This is a genomic window from Saccharopolyspora tripterygii (assembly GCF_054778355.1).
The window spans coordinates 292107-310456 of record NZ_BAAGZP010000027.1; the positions used below are offsets into that span (position 1 = coordinate 292107).

Consider the following 18350-nt stretch of genomic DNA (forward strand, 5'->3'; position numbering starts at 1 on the left):
GATTGTCAGGGTCCGTCGTGCTGAACGGGGTTGAGCGCGGACCGGAGTTCGCCCGCGCTGCGGGGAAATCCGGTGCTCCGGTAATAGGCGAGTTCGCGGTCTCCCTGCGAAAGCGCTGTTCTCGCGATCCGAGCGCGAGTTTCACCGGACCCGGAATCGGCCAGGGCCGCTGCCGCCAGACCCATCGCGTGCTCTTTGAGCCGGCGGTTCTGGTCGGCGATGTCGGCGAGCGGAACGCTAGCCTCACCCGGATCGGGGCCGGGTTCCGCCAGACAAGCACCGGCTTCCTCGCGTGCCTGTTCGCCGAGGGCGTCGCCGGCGAGTCCGACCAGTTCAGCGAGCAACCTCCGGTATTCGTCGTTCTCGACGACCTGGTAGCGGTACTCGTGCTCGTGGGTGTCGAGCAACCAGTCGAAGGTGGCCAACATCAAGTTCGCCTGCTCCTGGGCGAATTCCGCGTCAGGGGGAAGTGCCGGGAGGATCGTGTCGCAGAAGCGGCGACGCATCGACCTCAATTGCTGGGTGACGGTGGGAATCATGATCAACCCTTCGCCAGGATCCGGTTGAGCTCGCCGATGAAGTAGCCGCCGAGACCGGAGATGAAGTTGTACATCACGTCGAGCTCGGTCATCCGGGCCGCAGCCGTGCACGGGCCGGTGCCGATCAGCGACACCACGGCCCAGTACAAGTTCAGGACCAGGTAGTAGTCCAGCCGCTCCCGGTCCACCGGGAGACCTGAGATCCGCTCGTAGTCGGCGATGAAGGCGTCGGTGTGCACGAGCCCCGAGTTGAGGTAGTGGCCGCCTTCGTCCGGATGCCCCCAGCCGGGGAGCATGGCGTAGGCCAGGTCCGAATGCCGGTCGCCGAGGTACCCGAGCTCCCAGTCCAGGATCGCGGTGATCTCCCCGGACGTCTCCTCGAACAGGAAGTTGCCGTTGCGGTAGTCACCGTGCAGCAACGACACGTGGTCGACGACGGGCCGGTTCTCGGCCAGCCACTGGCGGGCCAGCAGCACGGTGGGATGCGGTTCGAGCGCGTCCTCGTCCCAAGCCCGGTTCCACATGGCCAGCCGCCAGTCGATCGCGTCGGTGGTGTTCCGGCGAGGCAGGTCGAATCCGCTGAGGTGGTCGTCGGACCAGTCATGGGCGTGCAACCTGGCCAGGTGCTCCACGAACTGCGGTGCGAGCAGTCGCCGCAGGTCCGGTCCGTAGGCGGTGCCGAGCCCGGTCGCGTGCGGGACGTTCTGCGTCGGCGATGGCACTCCGGGAACCTTTCCGGCGATCAAGGCCGGTTCGCCGAAGTCATCGGGGTCGGTGGTGACCCAGTGGGGCTCGGGCACGGGGATCACGCCGTGCGTCGCGCGCAAGAGCTGGAACTCCCGTTCCACCTCGGTGATGCAGATGCCCACCGGAGCCTTCACCCGGAGCACCAGCTCGTCGTCCTGCCCGGCGCGCACGAGGCGGAAGCTGTAGGACTCGTTGGCGCCCCCGCCGGAGAGCCGGGAGAAGTCCTCGACCTCGAACGGGCCGTCCACCCGCGCGGACAGGAAGCGCTCCAGGCGCTCCCGGGTCTGAGCGAGGGACTGCGGTTCGCGGTGGACTCCGCCGGAACGGCGCCGCAGCTTCTCGTCGAAGCGGCGGGCCAGGTTTCGCTCGACCGGGTGGTCGGCGGTGTGTGGCTTCGCTTGCGTGGTCATAGTCCGACCTCTCTGTCGGGCTGTCACTGGCGCGTTCGCCGCACCGCTCAGCGCCTCCACCGATGTGCGCGGTGGAGGTACGAGTCGCGTTCTCAGGCCACGGAGATTCCGCCGTTGACGCTGACGACCTGGCCGGTGATGAGTCGAGACATCGGGGAGGCCAGGAACAGTGCGAGGTTGGCCAGGTCCCCCGGTTCGGTGAGACCGAGGTGGGCCTGGGAGATGATGCGGTCGAAGATCTTCTTGCTGAACTCCTGGTTCATCGCCCGGTCGTACGAGCCGGTGTTCGAGATGAGCGACGGCGTGATCACGTTGACCCGCACGCCATCCCGCTTGGCCTCCAGCGCCAGCGTCTGGGAGAACGTGACGATCGCCGCCATGGCGGCACCGATGCAGGTCTCCCCCGGGGTCGGAACCTTTGCCGCGTCCGAGGCGATGTTGATGATCGAGCCCGACTTCTGCTCCGACATGTGCGGAAGAACCGCGCGGCTCATCAGCAGCGGCCCCACCGACTGCTCGGTGACCACCTGCGCGACCTGCTCGATGGGGGTGTTCCGGAGCAGCGTTGGCGAATACGTCGCCACCGTCGAGTTGACCAGCACGTCGATCGATCCCATCCGCCGACGCGCCTCCGAAGCGGCCCCTTCCGCGGCGGCGGGATCGTTGGCGTCGGTCGGCAGGAACTCGACCTCGGCGCCCTGCACGACGCTCTGCACGTGTTCGACCGCGCGCTTGCCACGTTCCTCGTTGCGGCCGAGCACGGTCAGACGCCGACAACCGGCCTGGGCGAAGGCTGTCGCGGTCGCCAGGCCCACCCCGGAGGTTCCACCGGCGATGAGCACGGCGGTGCCCGAGAAGTCGTAGCCGTCGGCAGCCCGCGGCGGGCCATCCGTCCGGTCGGTCATGTCTCGTTCCTTTCGTTCTTCGAACCCCCTGTCCAGGAAGGGTCCGGCGAGTGTGAGTTCTGGGTGCGCGGCGTCTTGCCCGCTGTCGCGAAGGGCGCGATCAGACGGGACGCAGCGGAATCACCGGGTGATTCCCTGCATCGACGGCCTCGTCGGGCACGTTGCAGGTCGAGCACGTTCGGGACGTCTCCTGGGTCAGGTCGCCGGCTCGCTCGACTTCCTCCGCGCTGGAGGCAGTAGCGTCTCGACCCCGTTCACGGGCCAGCAGCGCTGCCCCGTACGCACCGGTGATCTGCGGTGATTCCGGTACTGCGACCGGCGTTCGCAACACCTCTTCCAGGAAGTGCACAGCCGCCGCGTTTCTCGCCACTCCGCCGGTCATCACGACCGGAGCTCGCTTGCCGACCAATGCGACCAGACCGAGTGTGCGAGCCGACACCGCCCGATGCACGGAGGCGGCGATGTCCTCACGCCGCTCCCCCGCCGCCAGCAGCGAGATCAGCTCGGTCTCCGCGAAGGTCGCGCACATGCTGCTGACCTCCAGGTCCTTCTCCCCGCGCAGCGCTAGATCCGGGAGTTCATCGATGTCGCACTCGATCGATCGGGCGAGCACCTCGAAGAACCGGCCCGTCCCGCTGGCGCAGCGGTCGTTCATGGCGAAGTTCTCCGCGATGCCCCAGTCATCGACGAGGATCGTCTTGCTGTCCTGCCCACCGATGTCGATCACGAGCCTCGTTCCGGGGCACATGGCGGCGACACCGCGTGCGTGACAGGTGATCTCGGTGAAGGTGCGTCCTGCTCCGGGGACCAGACGACGGCCGTAGCCGGTCGCGATGGTCTGGGCGATGTCGGATTCCTCCAACGATGCCGAACGCAGAGCCGCTTCCAGCGAGCGGTTCAGCCCCGCGCGGCTCACGGCCCCCATCTGGACGACCTCGGAGGCGACGATCTCGCCCGCTTCGTCGATGATCACGGTCTTGGCGGTCGTCGAGCCCAGGTCGACACCCATGAAGTGATCTGCCATCGTCGCCTCATTCCTACGTCCTAGAGCGAGGTCAGCCAGCAGCCTGGCTCCGGCGCACGTCGATTCCCTCCAACATCGCCACCAGCCGGCTTTCCAGCACGTCGTCCTTGTAGAAGGAGGCGTCGGCGACATCTCCCTCGAAGAACATCGAGGGGATTCCGAGGTCTCGCTGGGCGGCCTTGGCGACGAGCTTCTGCGGGTTGGTAAACGCCCGGCAGGTGCGCGTGGAGTGGAACACCAGGCCGTCGACGTTGTAGTTCTCGCACTCGGAGACGATCAGATTCTGGATCGTCTTGGTTCCGTGGTTGGTCGGGCACAGCAGGTAGTGCTGGGCCATGCCCCTGATCGGGTCCTCTGGGTCGATCAGGTGGGGCTCCTGCCAGAACGCCTGGTGCGTGTAGCGCCCGGCCACCACGGCGACGTCGTGCTCGGCGAACTTCCTGGACAGCCAACCCAGCTTGTTCCAGTTCATGATGCCGTCGAAGTACACCCGGTAGCGCTCATCGCGCACGCCCCGCACTCCGTTGGCCACCCGCCGCTCGATCTCGTCCTTGATCGCACCGAAGTAATCCACCAGCTCCTGGCTGGCGGGCAGGAAGTTGATGTGGGCGATGCAAGAGATCCAGTCCCAGAACGTCGCCGGCGTCGGCGCCAGCTTGCACATAGCCATGGCAGCCCGCCGAAGTTCGGAGGCGCGCTTGATGTAAGCCATGTTCTGCCGCAGCGCGTCCCAGTCGAACGGCTTGCCCGTCATGATTTCCAGGAACGAGACGAGCTCGTGCAGCTGGTCCGACACGTACTTGGTGGCGCTCTCCCACTCCTCGCCGACCAGGTAGCCGGCGTCGGGCTTGTTTCCCCACAGGAAGGGCAGCGAGACGTTGAAGATCGGGACTTCCTTGCCGAACACGCGATAGGTGATGTCGTCCCACTGCTGTCCGGTGCTGCAGCCCGCGTAGGCGTTGACGAAGAAGTCCGGAGCGGGCAGCCGGCTCGCGAGCTCCTGCTGCTCAGGAATACCGACGATGCCGGTGTCCTCGCCCTGGCGGTTCTTTTGCGTGAGCACCGCGCAACCCAGGTGCGTTCGGGCGTACGAGCACAGCTCCCCCACGTAGCCGTACTCCTGCCCCGCCTGCTGAGCAGGTTCTTCGAGGTGCTGAGCTGCGAGCCTGGCGGAGAACGCTTCGCCGTGGCACCAGACCAGGCCGGCCGCCTGGAAAATCGGGTTGAGCGCGGATCCGTTGTACCAGACCACCTTCTCGCCGCGCTCCCGTGCTGTGAAGACGCGGTCCCAGTAGTCGGAGACCATCGTGCCGCCGGTCTTGGTGACGCTGAGACGATTGGCTTTTTCCATGACTGCTGTGCTCACGAGATCACTTCCTGAGTTGAGAGCTGCGAATCGTGGGTCAGGGGCTGACGAGCTGGGTACGCCGGATGCGTTCCAACAGTGCTTCCACGCGTGTCCGAACGGACTCCGCGGGAAGCCCTTCGTGCTCTGTTTCCATGAGCAGGTGCGGAATCTCTTGCGCTTCCAAGTTCTTCCGCAGTTCTGGGTAGTAGAGCATGTGCGGTTCGCAGAACTTGACCATCAGCACGATCACGCCCTGCGCACCGCTCTCCCGCACCGACCGCACGAGCTGGTCTTCCCAGTCGACCTCGTGCTTGACCCTGGTCGGGCACGGCATCGAGACGTCGCGCTGCAGGTACCAGCGACAGATCGCCTCGAGCGGGTCGAGGTCCTCGGCGACGTCGGTCGAGATGTAGCGTGCACCCGTGAAGAGGTCGTCGTCGACGACGATCGCTCCGCATTCCTCGATCGTGCGCAGCAGTTCGGGTTTTGGCGCATGGCAGAGGTGCCCGGACAGGTACAGCCGGACGCTGTCGTCCCGTGGCGCAACCGCGGCCGCAGCGACCACTTCCTTCAGCGCGGCGGTGTGCTCGGCCTTGTCCATCACCATGCTGGACTTCACCAGGATCTGCATCTGCTCCGAGGTGAAGCACGCATCCCCCGCACGCCTTGCAGCGAACAGTTCGCGCAGCAGCCTGCGGTTTTCGTTGAACACAGCGATGCTGGCCGCTAGCGCCTCCGGCGTGATCGGCCCTCCTGCGAACTCGGCGATCTCGTCGAGGAACTCCTGCATCTTCTTCCGCGCCTCGGCCGGCGTCCACTCGTCGGTCAGCGATGTCGGCAAGTGCCCGTAGAACATCGGCTTCTCCGGCGACTCCGACCTGATGACATCCACCGCACCGAGCAGTTGGATGCAGTGGTCGGCGTTGAAGAAGCCGTCGTAGATGTCGAGCTTCCCCTTGGCGGCGGAGTCAGCGATGTTGCGGGTGTAACCGCAGTAGAACTCGGCCAGCAGGTTGCGTCCGATGCTGTCGGGCTCACGGCTCTCCTGGATCAGGACCGGGAGCGTCCCAGCGGCGTGCGCGATCTCGGCCGGGAAGTTCATCGGGAACACCCCGACCGCCTTGCCGCCGGTGCGTTGCTTCCACCGCACCACGTAGGCGTCCGGATCTTCGGCGACTTCAGCGAGCGGGGCCAGAGCGGCCGCGAGTGCCTCCGACACGTTTCACCTGCCTTCTCAGGTCTCCCCGAGTCGCGGAGACCTGCTGTGGGACTGAGCCCCTTTGAGCGGTCTCCTCCATGTGTATCCCCAATCGTGGACACTTCGCAACACTGAGCGCCCAAAAATGTATCAGATCTTTCGATCGCCTCACCTCCGGACGCCACTGCCGGGCCGACAGATCTGATACATCTGTAGACCCTCAATGCCCTGAGTTGTACATTGAATGCTCGGGCGACCGTCACAGGCGCGCCACCCGCAAGACCGCTCACGGACATTCGAGGAGCCGACGAACCATGGCGCCGATCAGCAACCGGTACACGCGACTGACCGGAATCGAACACCCGATCGTCCAGGAGGGCCTGGGGCCGTTCAAGACTCCGAAGCTCGCCGCGGCTGTCAGCAACGCCGGCGGCCTCGGGACGGTGAGCATGCCCGGATTCCCGCGCGACCTCGCGGAAGGCTCGCGGACCTTCCGCGAGCACATCGAGGAATGCGCCTCGCTGACCGACAAGCCCTTCGCGGTCAACATCCCGGTCGGCGTGGACGGTGAAGGTGACGTCCTGTCCTTCACCGACGCCTACATCAACACCGTGTTCGAAGCCCGGGCGGCGGACGACGAAGTCGCCAAGCGACTGACCGTCCTGACCACGTCCGCCGGTTTCCCCGGCAAGTACGTCGGCCCGATCAAGGACGCGGGCATGATCCACCAGCACAAGGTCGGCTCCACCGCACAAGCGCTGAAGGCCCAGGAGGCCGGTGTCGACGTCGTCATCGCGGCGGGCTTCGAGATGGGCGGCCACGCGCCGAGCAAGGGCGTGCACACCTACGTCCTCGTCCCTTCGGTGACCGAGGTCGTCGACGTGCCCGTCGTGCTCTCGGGCGGCGCGAAGGACGGCCGGACCCTGGCCGCCGCGCTGTGCATGGGTGCCGAGGCAGTCGCCATGGGGACCAGGTTCATCGCGTCGGAGGAGAATTCCGACTGGCACCCGTCCTACGCGCAAGCGCTGCTCAGCGCTCGAGAAGGCGATGACGTCGCCTTCACCGGGGTCTACGGACCATGCCGCGGGCTGCGGAACCGCGCGTCCCTGCGCCTGGTCGAGGATCACGACGACAACACCGACCCAGCCGAGCTGCTGCGCTGGAAGATCGAATCCATGCAACGTGCGCAGACCGAGGGCGACGTCGAGGACGGGCTCGTCCTCGCGGGCCAGGTCGCCGGCGCGATCGGCGAGATCATCAACGTCGCCGAGTTCGTTCCGGACATGGCAGCGCAGGCCGCCGAGGTGCTCGACCGGCTTGCCGCTCGCCGCTGACCGAGCCGCAGAGGCCCCGGTCGCCCGCCTGTGGCGCGCGACCGGGGCCTCTGTGCGTCCCTCCCCGCGGGTCAGTGCTCACCCACCCGTTCCGGGAGGTCGGTGATCGGCTCGACGTCGAAGTCGGTCTTGCCGACCTTCTTGCCGCCACCGGACAACCCAGCCCTCTCGACGAAGTCGGCGTTCGCCTTGGTGTAGGCGACCCACTCGTCCGGAACGTCCTCGTCGTAGTAGATGGCCTCGACCGGGCAGACCGGCTCGCAAGCACCGCAGTCAACGCATTCGTCGGGGTGGATGTAGAGCATCCGCCCGCCCTCGTAGATGCAGTCGACAGGGCACTCCTCGATACAGGTCCTGTCGAGCACGTCCACGCACGGTTCAGCGATCACGTAGGTCACGGATACGGTTCCTCTCCTTGCTCGGCGTCCGCCGACGTCCTTCGGGCGAGGCCCCTCGTGGTGGGAGGAGTCGTGGGGCCTCGCCCGGCCGGTACCGGCGGGAACGTGGCTGTCAGGTCAGCGACCGGCACCGAGGATGTTCGGCAGCGGGACCGCGCCGACGACCTGCTCGACGGGATCGACGACCGGGGCGAGGTGCTCGTCGACCGCTGGTGGGAGCAATTCCCGGACCGGGGTCAGCACCGGCACCTCCGGCTCGGGCTCAGGGGCTGGCGGCGGAGCAGGCGCGGGTTGTCCGCCGTCGTCGTTCTGCGGCGGCTCGGGGTCCTGCGGCTGCTCCGCCGCCGGTGGCGGGGGAGGTGGAGCGGGGTCCGACGACGAGGATCCGCCGTCTGCGTCAGTTCCGCTGTCGTAGGAGGCCAGCTGCAACAGGCCGGACGAGGCGTGCTGGTCGGGGACGCCACCACCGCCGGTCTCGTAGGCCGACATCCAGCGGAGCACCAAGTTCACGTAGTCGGCGGAGTGGTTGTAGCTGAAGATCGCCGACCGAAGGTCGTCCGGAGTCGACAGGTCACGACTCCCCGAGCACAGGTAGCGAGAAGCGGCGAGCGAAGCGTCGTAGACGTTCTGCGGGTCCGTCTCACCGTCGTGGTTGCCGTCGGCGCCCCATCGGTCCCACGAGGAGGGGATGAACTGCATGGATCCGGCCGCCCGCGCCCAACCCCCGTCCCCTTGGATCGATGCCGTGCCGTTCGTCCCGTTCAGAGAAGGACCGTAGATCGGGTGGATCAAGTCCCCGTCCTCGGTGACATCGCCGCCCCGGGCATGCCCGGACTCGACCTTGCCGATGCCCGCCAGCAGCGACCAGGTGATCCGGCAACCCGGGTTCTCGCGCTGCTGGGAATCGACCGCGCGCAGGTAGGAGTCCAGGACCGTTGCCGGGATTCCGTGCTTCGGCGCTGTCGGCCCCGCGGTCGGCCTCATCGGCTGGACCTCCCCCGCCTCAGCCGCCGCGAGAGGGCCCGCCGGCGGGGGTGGTGGTGCCACCGGATTCGGCGGCGCGGGACGCTCGGCGTTCGAACCGCTGGCTTCGACGTCCGTCACTCCGACCCATGAGGTCTGGTCAGCGGCGCTCAACGCCAGCAATCCGGCGAGGGCAGCCGCCTGGTAGCACCACATGCGACGCTGAGCCCCGCGATGGCGGGTGCGCCCTCGTTGTCGTCCCCGGTTGCGAACCATGATCACAGACCTCCGTTGTCCGGTCTTGGTGCGACGGCAGTGGGTTGCGTTCGCGGGTCCGTACGGGCGCGAACGCATGGCCGCGAAACGTCGGCGGAATCGACGTTTCCGGCTTCGTCTCGGGACGTCCTTCGGATGCTTAGGCTTGCCGCTCGCGAGCACGCGGCCCTCAGCCAGGCATCAAGCGGAAACCGTCCAGGTGTCATTTCCGTTCAAGAGCGATTGCAGATCGGCGGGTTTCGCGTCGGCTGCCGCGCGAACCTGCTCGCGCACGAGGTCGTCGTACGCGGGACGCTGGACCTGGCGGAAGATGCCGGTCACCGCGTGCGCGAGCCCGTGGCCGGTGAGCCGGGACAGACCGAAGGCCTGCGTCGGGTCGGTGGCGTTCGCGTCGTGCACCAGCAGAGCCTCGGAGCCCACCTCCGAGACGCTCCGGATGAGGAGCCCACCGGTGGCGGGATCCCGCACCACCCCGTACTCCCCTTCTCCGTCATCGGCGCCGGGGCCGAAACGCACGGGTTCACCGTGCCGGAGCGGGATGACGCGATGCTGCGCCTCGTCCTTGTCGGTGAACACGTCGAAGGCGCCGTCGTTGAAAATGGGGCAGTTCTGGTAGATCTCGACGAGCGACGTGCCCCGGTGGTCGGCCGCCGCCTGCAGCACTTCGGTGAGCTGCTTCCGATCGGAATCGATCACCCGGGCCACGAATCCGGCCTCGGCGCCCAGCGCCAGCGACACGGGGTTGAACGGGCCGTCCACCGAACCCAGGGGCGTGGATTTGGTGACCTTGCCCTGCTCGGAGGTCGGCGAGTACTGCCCCTTGGTCAAACCGTAGATCTGGTTGTTGAACAGCAGGATCGTCATGTTCACGTTGCGACGCAACGCGTGGATCAGGTGGTTACCCCCGATGGACAACGCATCGCCGTCTCCGGTCACTACCCACACCGAGAGGTCCGGGCGCGAGACAGCCAGTCCGGTCGCGATCGAGGGCGCCCGGCCGTGGATGGAGTGCATCCCGTAGGTGTTGAGGTAGTACGGAAACCGCGATGAGCACCCGATTCCCGAGATGAACGCGATGTTCTCCCGTTTGATCCCCAGAGTCGGCAAGAACGACTGCACGGCGTTGAGCACGACGTAGTCGCCACAACCCGGGCACCACCGCACCTCCTGGTCGGACTTGTAGTCCTTGGCCTTCTGCGGTTCCGCGCCCTGCGGAACCCCGTGCTGCCCGCTGAGAAGCGGCAGTCCCAGGTCCGTCGTCATGCTCGCACTCCCTCGAGAAAGTCGCAGAGGACGCCCTGAAGTTCTTCAGCCTTGAACGGCAGTCCGGCGACCTTCGTGTAGGTGGCGCACTCGACCACGAACTTCGCTCGGATCAGAGTGGCCAGCTGGCCGAGATTCATCTCCGGAATCAGCACTCGCTCGTACTCGTGTAGCACCGATTCGAGGTTGTCGGGGAACGGGTTCAGGTTCCGCAGGTGAGCCTGCGCCACGGCGTGCCCTTGCTTGCGGACTCGTCGCACCGCGGCGCTGATCGGCCCGTAGGTCGATCCCCATCCCAGGACCAGGACCCTGGCCTGCCGGCCCGGGTCGTCCACCACGACGTCCGGAACTTCGATACCGTCCACCTTGGCCTGGCGCAGGCGAACCATCCTGTCGTGGTTGTCCGGATCGTAGGAGATCCCGCCCTTGACGTCTTCCTTCTCCAACCCGCCGATCCGGTGCTGCAGGTCGGGGGTGCCCGGCACCGCCCACGGCCTCGCCAAGGTCTCCGGGTCGCGCAGGTACGGCCAGAACTCGCCGGAGCCGTCCGTGGCGTTGGGCTCCGTGGCGAAATCGACCCGAATCTCGGGCAGATCAGCAACGTTCGGGATCAACCACGGCTCGGAACCGTTCGCGATGGAACCATCCGACAGCAGCACCACCGGAGTTCGGTACGTCAGCGCGATGCGCGAGGCCTCGAGCACGCTGGCGAAGCAATCCGATGGGGAGGCCGGCGCCACCACAGGAACGGGAGACTCCCCGTTCCTGCCGTACATCGACTGAAGCAGGTCCGCTTGCTCGGTCTTGGTGGGCAGACCCGTGGACGGTCCGCCTCGCTGGATGTCGAGCACGACGAGCGGAAGCTCCGTCATGACGGCCAGCCCGATCATCTCCGACTTCAGCGCGAGCCCGGGCCCGGACGTCGAGGTGATGCCGAGGCCGCCGCCGAAAGCGTGCCCGAGCGCGGCACCGATGCCCGCGATCTCGTCTTCGGCCTGAACCGTGGTGGTCCCGAAGTTCTTGTGCTTGGCCAGCTCGTGCAGGATGTCCGAAGCCGGGGTGATGGGATAGGTGCCGAGCAGCACCGGAAGTGCGGAGCAATGCGCCGCCGAGATGATCCCGTACGCGAGCGCCGCGTTGCCGGTGATCTGGCGGTACGTACCCGGGGCGAGTCGCGCTGGGGCGACCTCGTAGCTCACCGCGAACGCCTCAGTGGTCTCACCGAAGTTCCACCCCGCGCGGAATGCCTGCACGTTGGCCTCGGCGATGTCCGGTTTCTTCGCGAACTTCTCGCGCAGGAACCGTTCCGTCCCGTCCCCCGGCCGGTTGTACATCCAGGACAGGAGACCCAGCGCGAACATGTTCTTCGAGCGCTCGGCTTCCTTCTTCGGCAGACCGGAGTCCTCCAGCGCACCACGGGTCAGAGTGCCCATCGCCACCTTGTGAACGGCGAACGATTCGAGGGACTCGTCCTCGAGAGGATCGGATTCATAGCCGACCTTGGTCAGGTTCCGCTTGGTGAACTCGTCGGTGTTGACGATCAACGTCGCACCGGCCGGGAGGTCGCCGATGTTGGCCTTCAACGCGGCTGGGTTCATCGCGACCAGGACGTCCGGCCGGTCGCCGGGTGTCGCGATGTCGGTGTCGGCGAAGTGCAGCTGGAACGACGACACCCCGGGCAACGTTCCGTGCGGAGCTCGGATCTCGGCTGGGAAGTTCGGCAACGTCGCGAAGTCGTTGCCAAACACCGCGGTCTCGGAGGTGAACCGATCGCCGGTGAGCTGCATCCCATCGCCGGAGTCGCCGGCGAACCTGATCACCACTCGGCTCAGCTGTTCGACCTGAGTGCTCACGCGAAACCTCCTAGCGGACCCCGATCACCTGGTCCAAGAACTTCCCTGCCGGCGTCGGGCATCTTCCCGACGCCGGCAGGCTCCGCACATCGAGCGAACACCCGCGCTCGCCGACTTGGACCCGCGCCCAGATCCACCAGTGCCGACGCCATAAATACTACAGTTGAATCAACTCAGACTCAAGTCCTGTAGTCAGTCTTCGTCCGAATCCGAAGCCGGACGGAGCTCCGAAAGGCGGTTCGGCACCGCAAGGACGATGGCGTCAACAACGAAACATGCTGCCCGCCATAGAAAGTTAAGCTGATCGAGGTCGAAGCCCGAGCAGGCCGGTACCTCCTCAAGAACGTGCGATCCCACGAGACGAATCCCGCTACACGCGGAGGAACTGGGAACGCGTGAGTGTTCAGTTCCCACCCGGGAAGCCGAGGGAGATCTCGGGCTCCGGTTCACGCGGCGGCACGGGTGCCGCCACCGCGGCCTGTACCCCTACTCCGCCGCCCTGGCGGTGAACCAGATCGCCACCTGGGTTCTGGACTTGACGCCCATCTTGCCGAGCACGTTCTCCACGTGCCCCTCGACGGTGCGCTGGGAGATCACCAGCCGAGCCGCGATCTCCTTGTTCGTCAGACCTGCCGCCACCAGGCGCGCGACTTCGCGCTCGCGTCGGGTCAGCTGCGCGAGGTGGGGGCCGGCCTCTTCGTCCTGATCCGCCCTGGCGAACAGCATTCCATCAGCGGTCTCGAGCTGCTCGCCACGCCGTGCGCCCTCTTCGAACGCCCGCTCCCCCAGCGCTGTGCGAGCCCGTTCTTCATAGCGGTCGTGGGTGTCGACCAACGCCTGCGAGCCGAAGAGCGGATCGCCCACCTCGGCCCAAGACGCGCGGCCGATTCCGAACAACCGGGAAGCTCGTTCCGCACACCCTTCCTCAACCGCGATCCACGCCAACAGCTCGACGCACGCCGACATGCCCAGCCTGTCGTTGAGCGCGTCCTTCACTTCCAGCGACGCCTTCAGGGCACTGGCCGCTTCGGCGTGCTCGCCCCTCGTCCACCGCGAGAGGCCCAAGACCCACATCGCCCACGAGTACGCCCACCTCTCCCCGTGCGCTTCGCTGGTGAGCCGGCACTCCTCGCACAGCGCGATGGCTCGTTCGGTCTCACCGAGGAGGCAGGACACGAAGGCGAGCTGGGCCACACCCAGCACCGTCAACGAGTTGACCCGACCCGCGCTGCGATGAGCCTCCACGGACTCCATCAACAAGGGTTCGGCTCGTTCGAGGTTGCCGGTGAACTGCTCGGACGAGCCGCGGAACTGGAAGGCGAAGGAACGCGCTTGCTCGTCGCCCAGCGCCTCGGCCAACGTGACGCACTCATCGAAGCTGCGCAAGGCAGCCGCGTTGTCGCCTTGGGTCATGGCGATGTACCCGTTGACCCACAAGGCCTTCGCGCGCGCCGAGTTCTCGGTGTCAACCGCGCGCAATGCGCGTCCGATCCAGTACCTGCCGTCCTGAAGGTGGCCACACGCATTCCAGTAGAAGCACAGGGCCCCGACCAGGTGAAGGCCGGCAGCCTCCTCTCCAGGAGTCGTCAGGCAGAAGTCCAGCACCGCCCACAGGTTCGCCTGCTCCGCTTGGATCCTGTCCCACCAGCGGAACTGGTCAGCACCGAACCAGCTGTCGTCGAAGGTGTCGGCCAAGCTCAGGTAGTGATCACGATACCGACGCGCGAACGCGAGCTCGAGCCCCGCGGCGCCGAGCTTCTCCTTGCCGTAGGCGCGAATCGTCTCGAGCATCCTGTAGCGGACCTTGGTACCAGTGCCTTCCCGGAGCACGATCGACTTGTCGACCAGACTCGTCAGAAGCTCCACCACGTCATCGGCGGCCATGGATCCGAAGGCGCACACCGACTCCGCAGCCTCCAGGTCAAACCCCCCGGCGAAGATCGCGAGTCTCATCCACAGCGCCCGCTCCTGCTCCGTGCAGAGGTCGTAGCTCCAGTCGACCGCGGCGCGGAGCGTCTGATGACGCGCGGGACCGCCGCGGTTGCCCGAGCTCAAGAGCCGGTACCTGTCCCGGAGCCGCTCGTGGATCTGCTCGATCGACATCGATCTCAACCGGACCGCAGCGAGCTCGATCGCCAGTGGAAGACCGTCGAGCCCTTGGCACAGTTGCGAAGCCGTTGGCTTGGTCGTCGTGTCGAGGCAGAAGCCCGGAAGCACCGTGCGCGCACGTTCTTCGAACAGGTCCAGCGCCTCGTGACCGTAGACGTACCCCCCTCGCGACGGCGCCACGTTCGCGAGGTCCGGCATCGACAGCGGAGGGACGGGCCAGGTGCATTCGCCGAGGATGCCGAGTGCTTCTCGGCTCGTGGCCAGGACCACGAGCTGGTTGTCCGCGCGACACAGCTTCGCGATCAAGGTCGCGCACGAGCTCAGCAGGTGCTCGCAGTTGTCCATGATCAGCAGCAGTCGACGACCTTCGAGGTACTCCAGCAGCACCGCCTCGCGAGAGCGCGTCGTCTGGTCCCGCACGCCCAAGGATTCCGCCACGACGTTCGCCAGCAAAGCCGGTTCGGTGACCTTCGCGAGCTCGACGAGCCAGACACCGTCCGGGAACTCCCCGCGCAAGCGCTCGGCCGCACGCAGCGCCAACCGTGTCTTGCCCACGCCCCCGACACCGGTGAGGGTCACCAGGCGCGATTCGCCCACCACACGCGTGACCTCGGCCAGCTCGCGCCGCCGACCGACGAAGCTCGTCAACCCGTCGCCAAGAGCTTTGACCTGAGCGCACACCCCGACATGCCCCCTCTCCCGACGCTTCGCTGCGCAGAGCAAGGTCAGTCTAGTAGCACGGCCTAGGCCGGATGCCACCATTCACCGGACGACCTGCGACCGAATGGCCGACACCGAAACGCGAATGAATCCCGAGAAGGGTCAGCGGGTACGGAAGCTGGTGTCGTCATCCCGAACGGGCAGCGGGCATGGCTTGAGGACGGCTTTGAGGCACTTGCCCACTTCCATGTCCTCGACAGCCTTGTTGATGTCCATCATCGAGTACGTGTCGATGAGCCGGTCGATGGGAAAGCGCCCCTGCCGGTGGAGTTCGAGCAGCTGTGGAAGGAACTCGTCCGGACGGCTGTCCCCCCAGGTCACCCCGGTCACGGTTCGCCCGGGCAGCAGGAGGTTCGTCATGTCGATGGACAGCTCCGCACCGGCGGGCCCAAGACCCAGGATCGCGCAGGTGCCGAGCGTGGCGAGGCTGTACACCGCTTGCCGCAGCACATCGGGTTCCGCCGTGGTCTCCACGGTGTACGCGACTCCACCGTCGGTGAGCGTCTGAATGGCGCTGACCGGGTTGACCCGGCCGGCCTCGATGAGGTGGGTCGCGCCGAGCTCGCGGGCGAGCGCCAGCCTGTCCGGCTGCGTGTCGACCGCGATGACCTTGCTGCAGCCGACCAGATGTGCTGCCATCACCGCCGCCATGCCGACGGACCCGACCCCGAACACCGCGATGGTGGAACCGGCTTCCGGCCGTAACCTGTTGATCACGGCGCCCGCGCCGGCCTGGATGCCGCAGCCGAGGGGACCGGCGAGGTCCAGGTCGGTGTCGTCGCCGACCTTCACGACGTTGCGCTCCGTGGCGATCGCATGGGTGGCGAACGAGGACTGGCTCATGAAGAACCCGTGCATCTCACCGTCGCAGTGCAGAGCGTTGCTGCCGTCGAGCCTGCCTCCGCTGATGTTGCGATCGAGCAACTCCAGGCAGTAGGCGGGATGGCCGCCCACGCAGAACCGGCACTCCCCGCACGACGCGAACGTCATGACCACCTTGTCGCCGGCCCGGACTTTGGTGACGGCGGAGCCGACGCGGCGGACCACGCCTGCCCCCTCATGTCCCAGCACCGCGGGCAGTTGCACCGGAAGCCACTGGTCGCGCAGCGCGACATCGGTGCGGCAGAGTCCGACGGCGTGCACTTCCACGAGCACCTCGTCGGCTCGTGGCTGGTCGAGCTCGAGCTCCTCAAGAATGAACGGTTGGCCCTCGTCCCTCGCGACTGCAGCGGTCACACGCATTCCGGCCTCCTCGGAGTTCTCCAGCGCGAAGCAGGCATTCACCCCACTCGCCTCGAGCGCTGCGAACCGACCAGGGCATGCCGTGGGCCCGTCCCGGGGCGCCACTCATCGGAGTGCGATGAGCAGTGCTCCAGCCTCATGACCAGCCCCTTTGCCGTGGTCTCGCGCTCTGGAAACACAACGTTAACCGGATCACTATGGTGGAGGTCACGGGTATAACTACGTGCTTTTCCCCCTCGACGTTCCGTAATCGGGTGTCATTTCCGGACCGAATTCTCTTCACCGATCAAGCGAAGGGGCGCTCGGGAGCGCCGCATCCAGCGTCCTGGTACCGCAACGCCATCAGCGGCGCGACGCCCGAGAGCGTGCGGGGTGGCCGGGGTTACCGCTGTTCGGACAGCAACGCCGCCGCTCCTACCTCGATGCACACCGAGCAGGGGGTGAAGTTCTCCTCACGCGCCTCCACCAGCGTCAACTCCTGGGCCTGCTTGTCTCTGACCAAGCGGCAGTCCTCCGTGTGGAAGCGCTTGCGGCGCTGCAGAACGTGCACGGTGGCGTCCGAGTCCAAGCGATCACCACTCGTTCGTTCGACGAACACCTCGCGAGTGAGCTCACTCGCCGAGGCCGGTTCTGCAGCGTCGTCCGCGGCGTCATCCAGAACCTCGCCCGCGGTGGACGATTCCTCGGCGTCGGGCGAGTTCGCGGTGTCGGACGATTCCCCGGTCTCAGGCGAGTTCGCGGTCGCGGACCGCCGTCCGCGCAACGTCGCGGACAACACCAGCAACAGGCCCAGCGCCGACAGCCCGAGGGCTGCGTACACGAGGACGATCGCCTCCAGCGACCATCCGGCGACGAGGCAGACACCCGACAGCACGGCCAGCACGATAGCTAGCATGGTTCCTCCTTGTGACGAGCCGTACGGCCCTACCGCTGGTTACTTGCCCTGCCCGGCTTGAACAGGTGAGGCATCCGGGTTCGCCGGCTGGTACGCGGGCGCGTAGGTGACGTCCGCATCCTTGATCCGCTGAGCGAGGAACCCGTCCCAGGCCGCGAGCTTCGCGTCGTTGTCCAGCTTGCCCTTGATGGCGTCCTTGACCTCTTCGAAGGAAACCGGCACGGAGGCGCGCACCTCACCGACACGGCCGACGTTCCAGCCCTGCGGTGTTTGCACCGGCCCGAACGCCGAACCGGCCGGAGCGCCGAAGGCGGCCTTCCCGTAGCCCGGGTCGAGCTGGTTGGACTGCACGACTCCCAGCGAGCCGCCCTTGTCCTTGGTACTGCCGTCGATGGAGTACTGCTTCGCGAGAGCGGAGAAATCCCCGCCGGCATTCGCCTGTTGCAGCACCTGCTGCGCCGTGGCCTCGTCCGGCACGACGACGTTGGCGATGTCGCGCTGCTCGGGGGTGACCATCTGCGCTCGGTTCTCGCCGAAGAAACGCTGCGCGTCGGCGTCGGTCACCGGCTTGACCGGCTCCGTCACCTTGCCGAACAACCGCGCGTTCCCCTGCTGGCGCTTGATCTCGTCGATGACGTTCTGCTCGGAAATGCCACGAGCGCCGAGTTCCTGGATGAAGGTCTGGCGGTCGGCGTAGCCGGTTTCCTTAATCATCTTCTCGAGCTGATCCCTCGCGGCCTTGTCGGCGATGACGATGCCGTGCTCACGGGCGGCGTGATCCACCACGTTGCTGACCGCCATCGCCTTGGCCACCGAACGCTTGAACTCGTCCTGCTTCTCCGGCTCCTTCGGCTGCTGCAGGCCGTAGACGAACTCCATCAGGCTCACGCGCTGCTTGAGCTGCTGCTCGGAGACCACGACGCCCTGGGCGCGGAAAACCGCGTCGTCCGGCAAGGACTCGGCCGCGTGCATGACGGCCTTCGTGCTGGATCCACCGGCGACCACCACGAGGATCGCGATGACGATACCGAATCGATAGCCCTTGAGCCCGAACGCCGAAGGGCGACCTAGACATCCGATCAAGCGGTCGAGGCCGCCACGGGTTCGGAACGTGGGCACGCGGACC

General features: G+C 66.6%; 15 protein-coding genes. 1 reads left to right on the top strand and 14 read right to left on the bottom strand.

Annotation, left to right across the window (positions count from 1 at the left end):
• Positions 1–5: 5 nt before the first annotated feature.
• The 6 genes from ACYVF3_RS21075 to ACYVF3_RS21100 all read right to left on the bottom strand — a co-directional run bounded on the left by ACYVF3_RS21075 (position 6) and on the right by ACYVF3_RS21100 (position 6192).
• On the bottom strand, positions 6–539 hold the full coding sequence (locus ACYVF3_RS21075; RefSeq protein ID WP_461155939.1) for a hypothetical protein: 534 nt from the start codon (positions 537–539) through the stop codon (positions 6–8).
• Between the two features lie 2 nt (positions 540–541).
• On the bottom strand, positions 542–1696 hold the full coding sequence (locus ACYVF3_RS21080) for a phosphotransferase family protein (protein ID WP_461155940.1): 1155 nt from the start codon (positions 1694–1696) through the stop codon (positions 542–544).
• Positions 1697–1788: 92 nt separating this feature from the next.
• Positions 1789–2601, bottom strand: coding sequence for an SDR family NAD(P)-dependent oxidoreductase (locus ACYVF3_RS21085; RefSeq protein WP_461155941.1), 813 nt, complete (start codon positions 2599–2601; stop codon positions 1789–1791).
• 100 nt (positions 2602–2701) lie between these two features.
• The gene (locus ACYVF3_RS21090; RefSeq protein ID WP_461155942.1) at positions 2702–3625 is read right to left on the bottom strand and encodes an acyl-CoA dehydratase activase; all 924 of its coding nucleotides are present in this window, start codon (positions 3623–3625) and stop codon (positions 2702–2704) included.
• A 31-nt stretch (positions 3626–3656) separates the two neighbouring features.
• Positions 3657–4991 carry a 2-hydroxyacyl-CoA dehydratase subunit D gene (locus ACYVF3_RS21095; RefSeq protein WP_461155943.1) on the bottom strand — a complete coding sequence of 445 codons (1335 nt, stop codon included), beginning with the start codon at positions 4989–4991 and terminating at the stop codon, positions 3657–3659.
• Positions 4992–5028: 37 nt separating this feature from the next.
• Positions 5029–6192: a 2-hydroxyacyl-CoA dehydratase subunit D gene (locus tag ACYVF3_RS21100; protein WP_461155944.1), complete on the bottom strand. Its 1164-nt coding sequence runs from the start codon at positions 6190–6192 to the stop codon at positions 5029–5031.
• Positions 6193–6485: 293 nt separating this feature from the next.
• On the opposite strand from ACYVF3_RS21100, the gene ACYVF3_RS21105 reads away from it, so the two are divergent.
• On the top strand, positions 6486–7505 hold the full coding sequence (locus ACYVF3_RS21105; RefSeq protein WP_461155945.1) for an NAD(P)H-dependent flavin oxidoreductase: 1020 nt from the start codon (positions 6486–6488) through the stop codon (positions 7503–7505).
• A 71-nt stretch (positions 7506–7576) separates the two neighbouring features.
• Here the strand turns inward: ACYVF3_RS21105 and fdxA are convergent, their stop codons facing one another.
• From fdxA to ACYVF3_RS21145, 8 genes are all read right to left on the bottom strand, one after another.
• A complete protein-coding gene (gene fdxA / locus ACYVF3_RS21110) occupies positions 7577–7903 on the bottom strand; it encodes a ferredoxin (protein ID WP_461155946.1) in 327 nt (108 codons plus the stop codon).
• Between the two features lie 117 nt (positions 7904–8020).
• Positions 8021–8887 (bottom strand): lytic transglycosylase domain-containing protein, encoded by an 867-nt coding sequence (locus ACYVF3_RS21115; protein WP_461155947.1) that lies wholly within the window; start codon positions 8885–8887, stop codon positions 8021–8023.
• Positions 8888–9322: 435 nt separating this feature from the next.
• Positions 9323–10405, bottom strand: a complete 1083-nt coding sequence (locus tag ACYVF3_RS21120; protein ID WP_461155948.1) for a 2-oxoacid:ferredoxin oxidoreductase subunit beta — start codon at positions 10403–10405, stop codon at positions 9323–9325.
• A complete protein-coding gene (locus ACYVF3_RS21125; RefSeq protein ID WP_461155949.1) occupies positions 10402–12258 on the bottom strand; it encodes a 2-oxoacid:acceptor oxidoreductase subunit alpha in 1857 nt (618 codons plus the stop codon). Before ACYVF3_RS21125 ends, ACYVF3_RS21120 begins: the two co-directional genes overlap by 4 nt.
• A gap of 486 nt (positions 12259–12744) precedes the next feature.
• Positions 12745–15015: an ATP-binding protein gene (locus ACYVF3_RS21130; protein ID WP_461155950.1), complete on the bottom strand. Its 2271-nt coding sequence runs from the start codon at positions 15013–15015 to the stop codon at positions 12745–12747.
• Positions 15016–15189: 174 nt separating this feature from the next.
• Positions 15190–16323 (bottom strand): NAD(P)-dependent alcohol dehydrogenase, encoded by a 1134-nt coding sequence (locus tag ACYVF3_RS21135; protein WP_461155951.1) that lies wholly within the window; start codon positions 16321–16323, stop codon positions 15190–15192.
• A gap of 388 nt (positions 16324–16711) precedes the next feature.
• On the bottom strand, positions 16712–17224 hold the full coding sequence (locus ACYVF3_RS21140; RefSeq protein WP_461155952.1) for a hypothetical protein: 513 nt from the start codon (positions 17222–17224) through the stop codon (positions 16712–16714).
• Between the two features lie 39 nt (positions 17225–17263).
• A complete protein-coding gene (locus tag ACYVF3_RS21145) occupies positions 17264–18343 on the bottom strand; it encodes a peptidyl-prolyl cis-trans isomerase (RefSeq protein WP_461155953.1) in 1080 nt (359 codons plus the stop codon).
• Positions 18344–18350 lie beyond the last annotated feature (7 nt).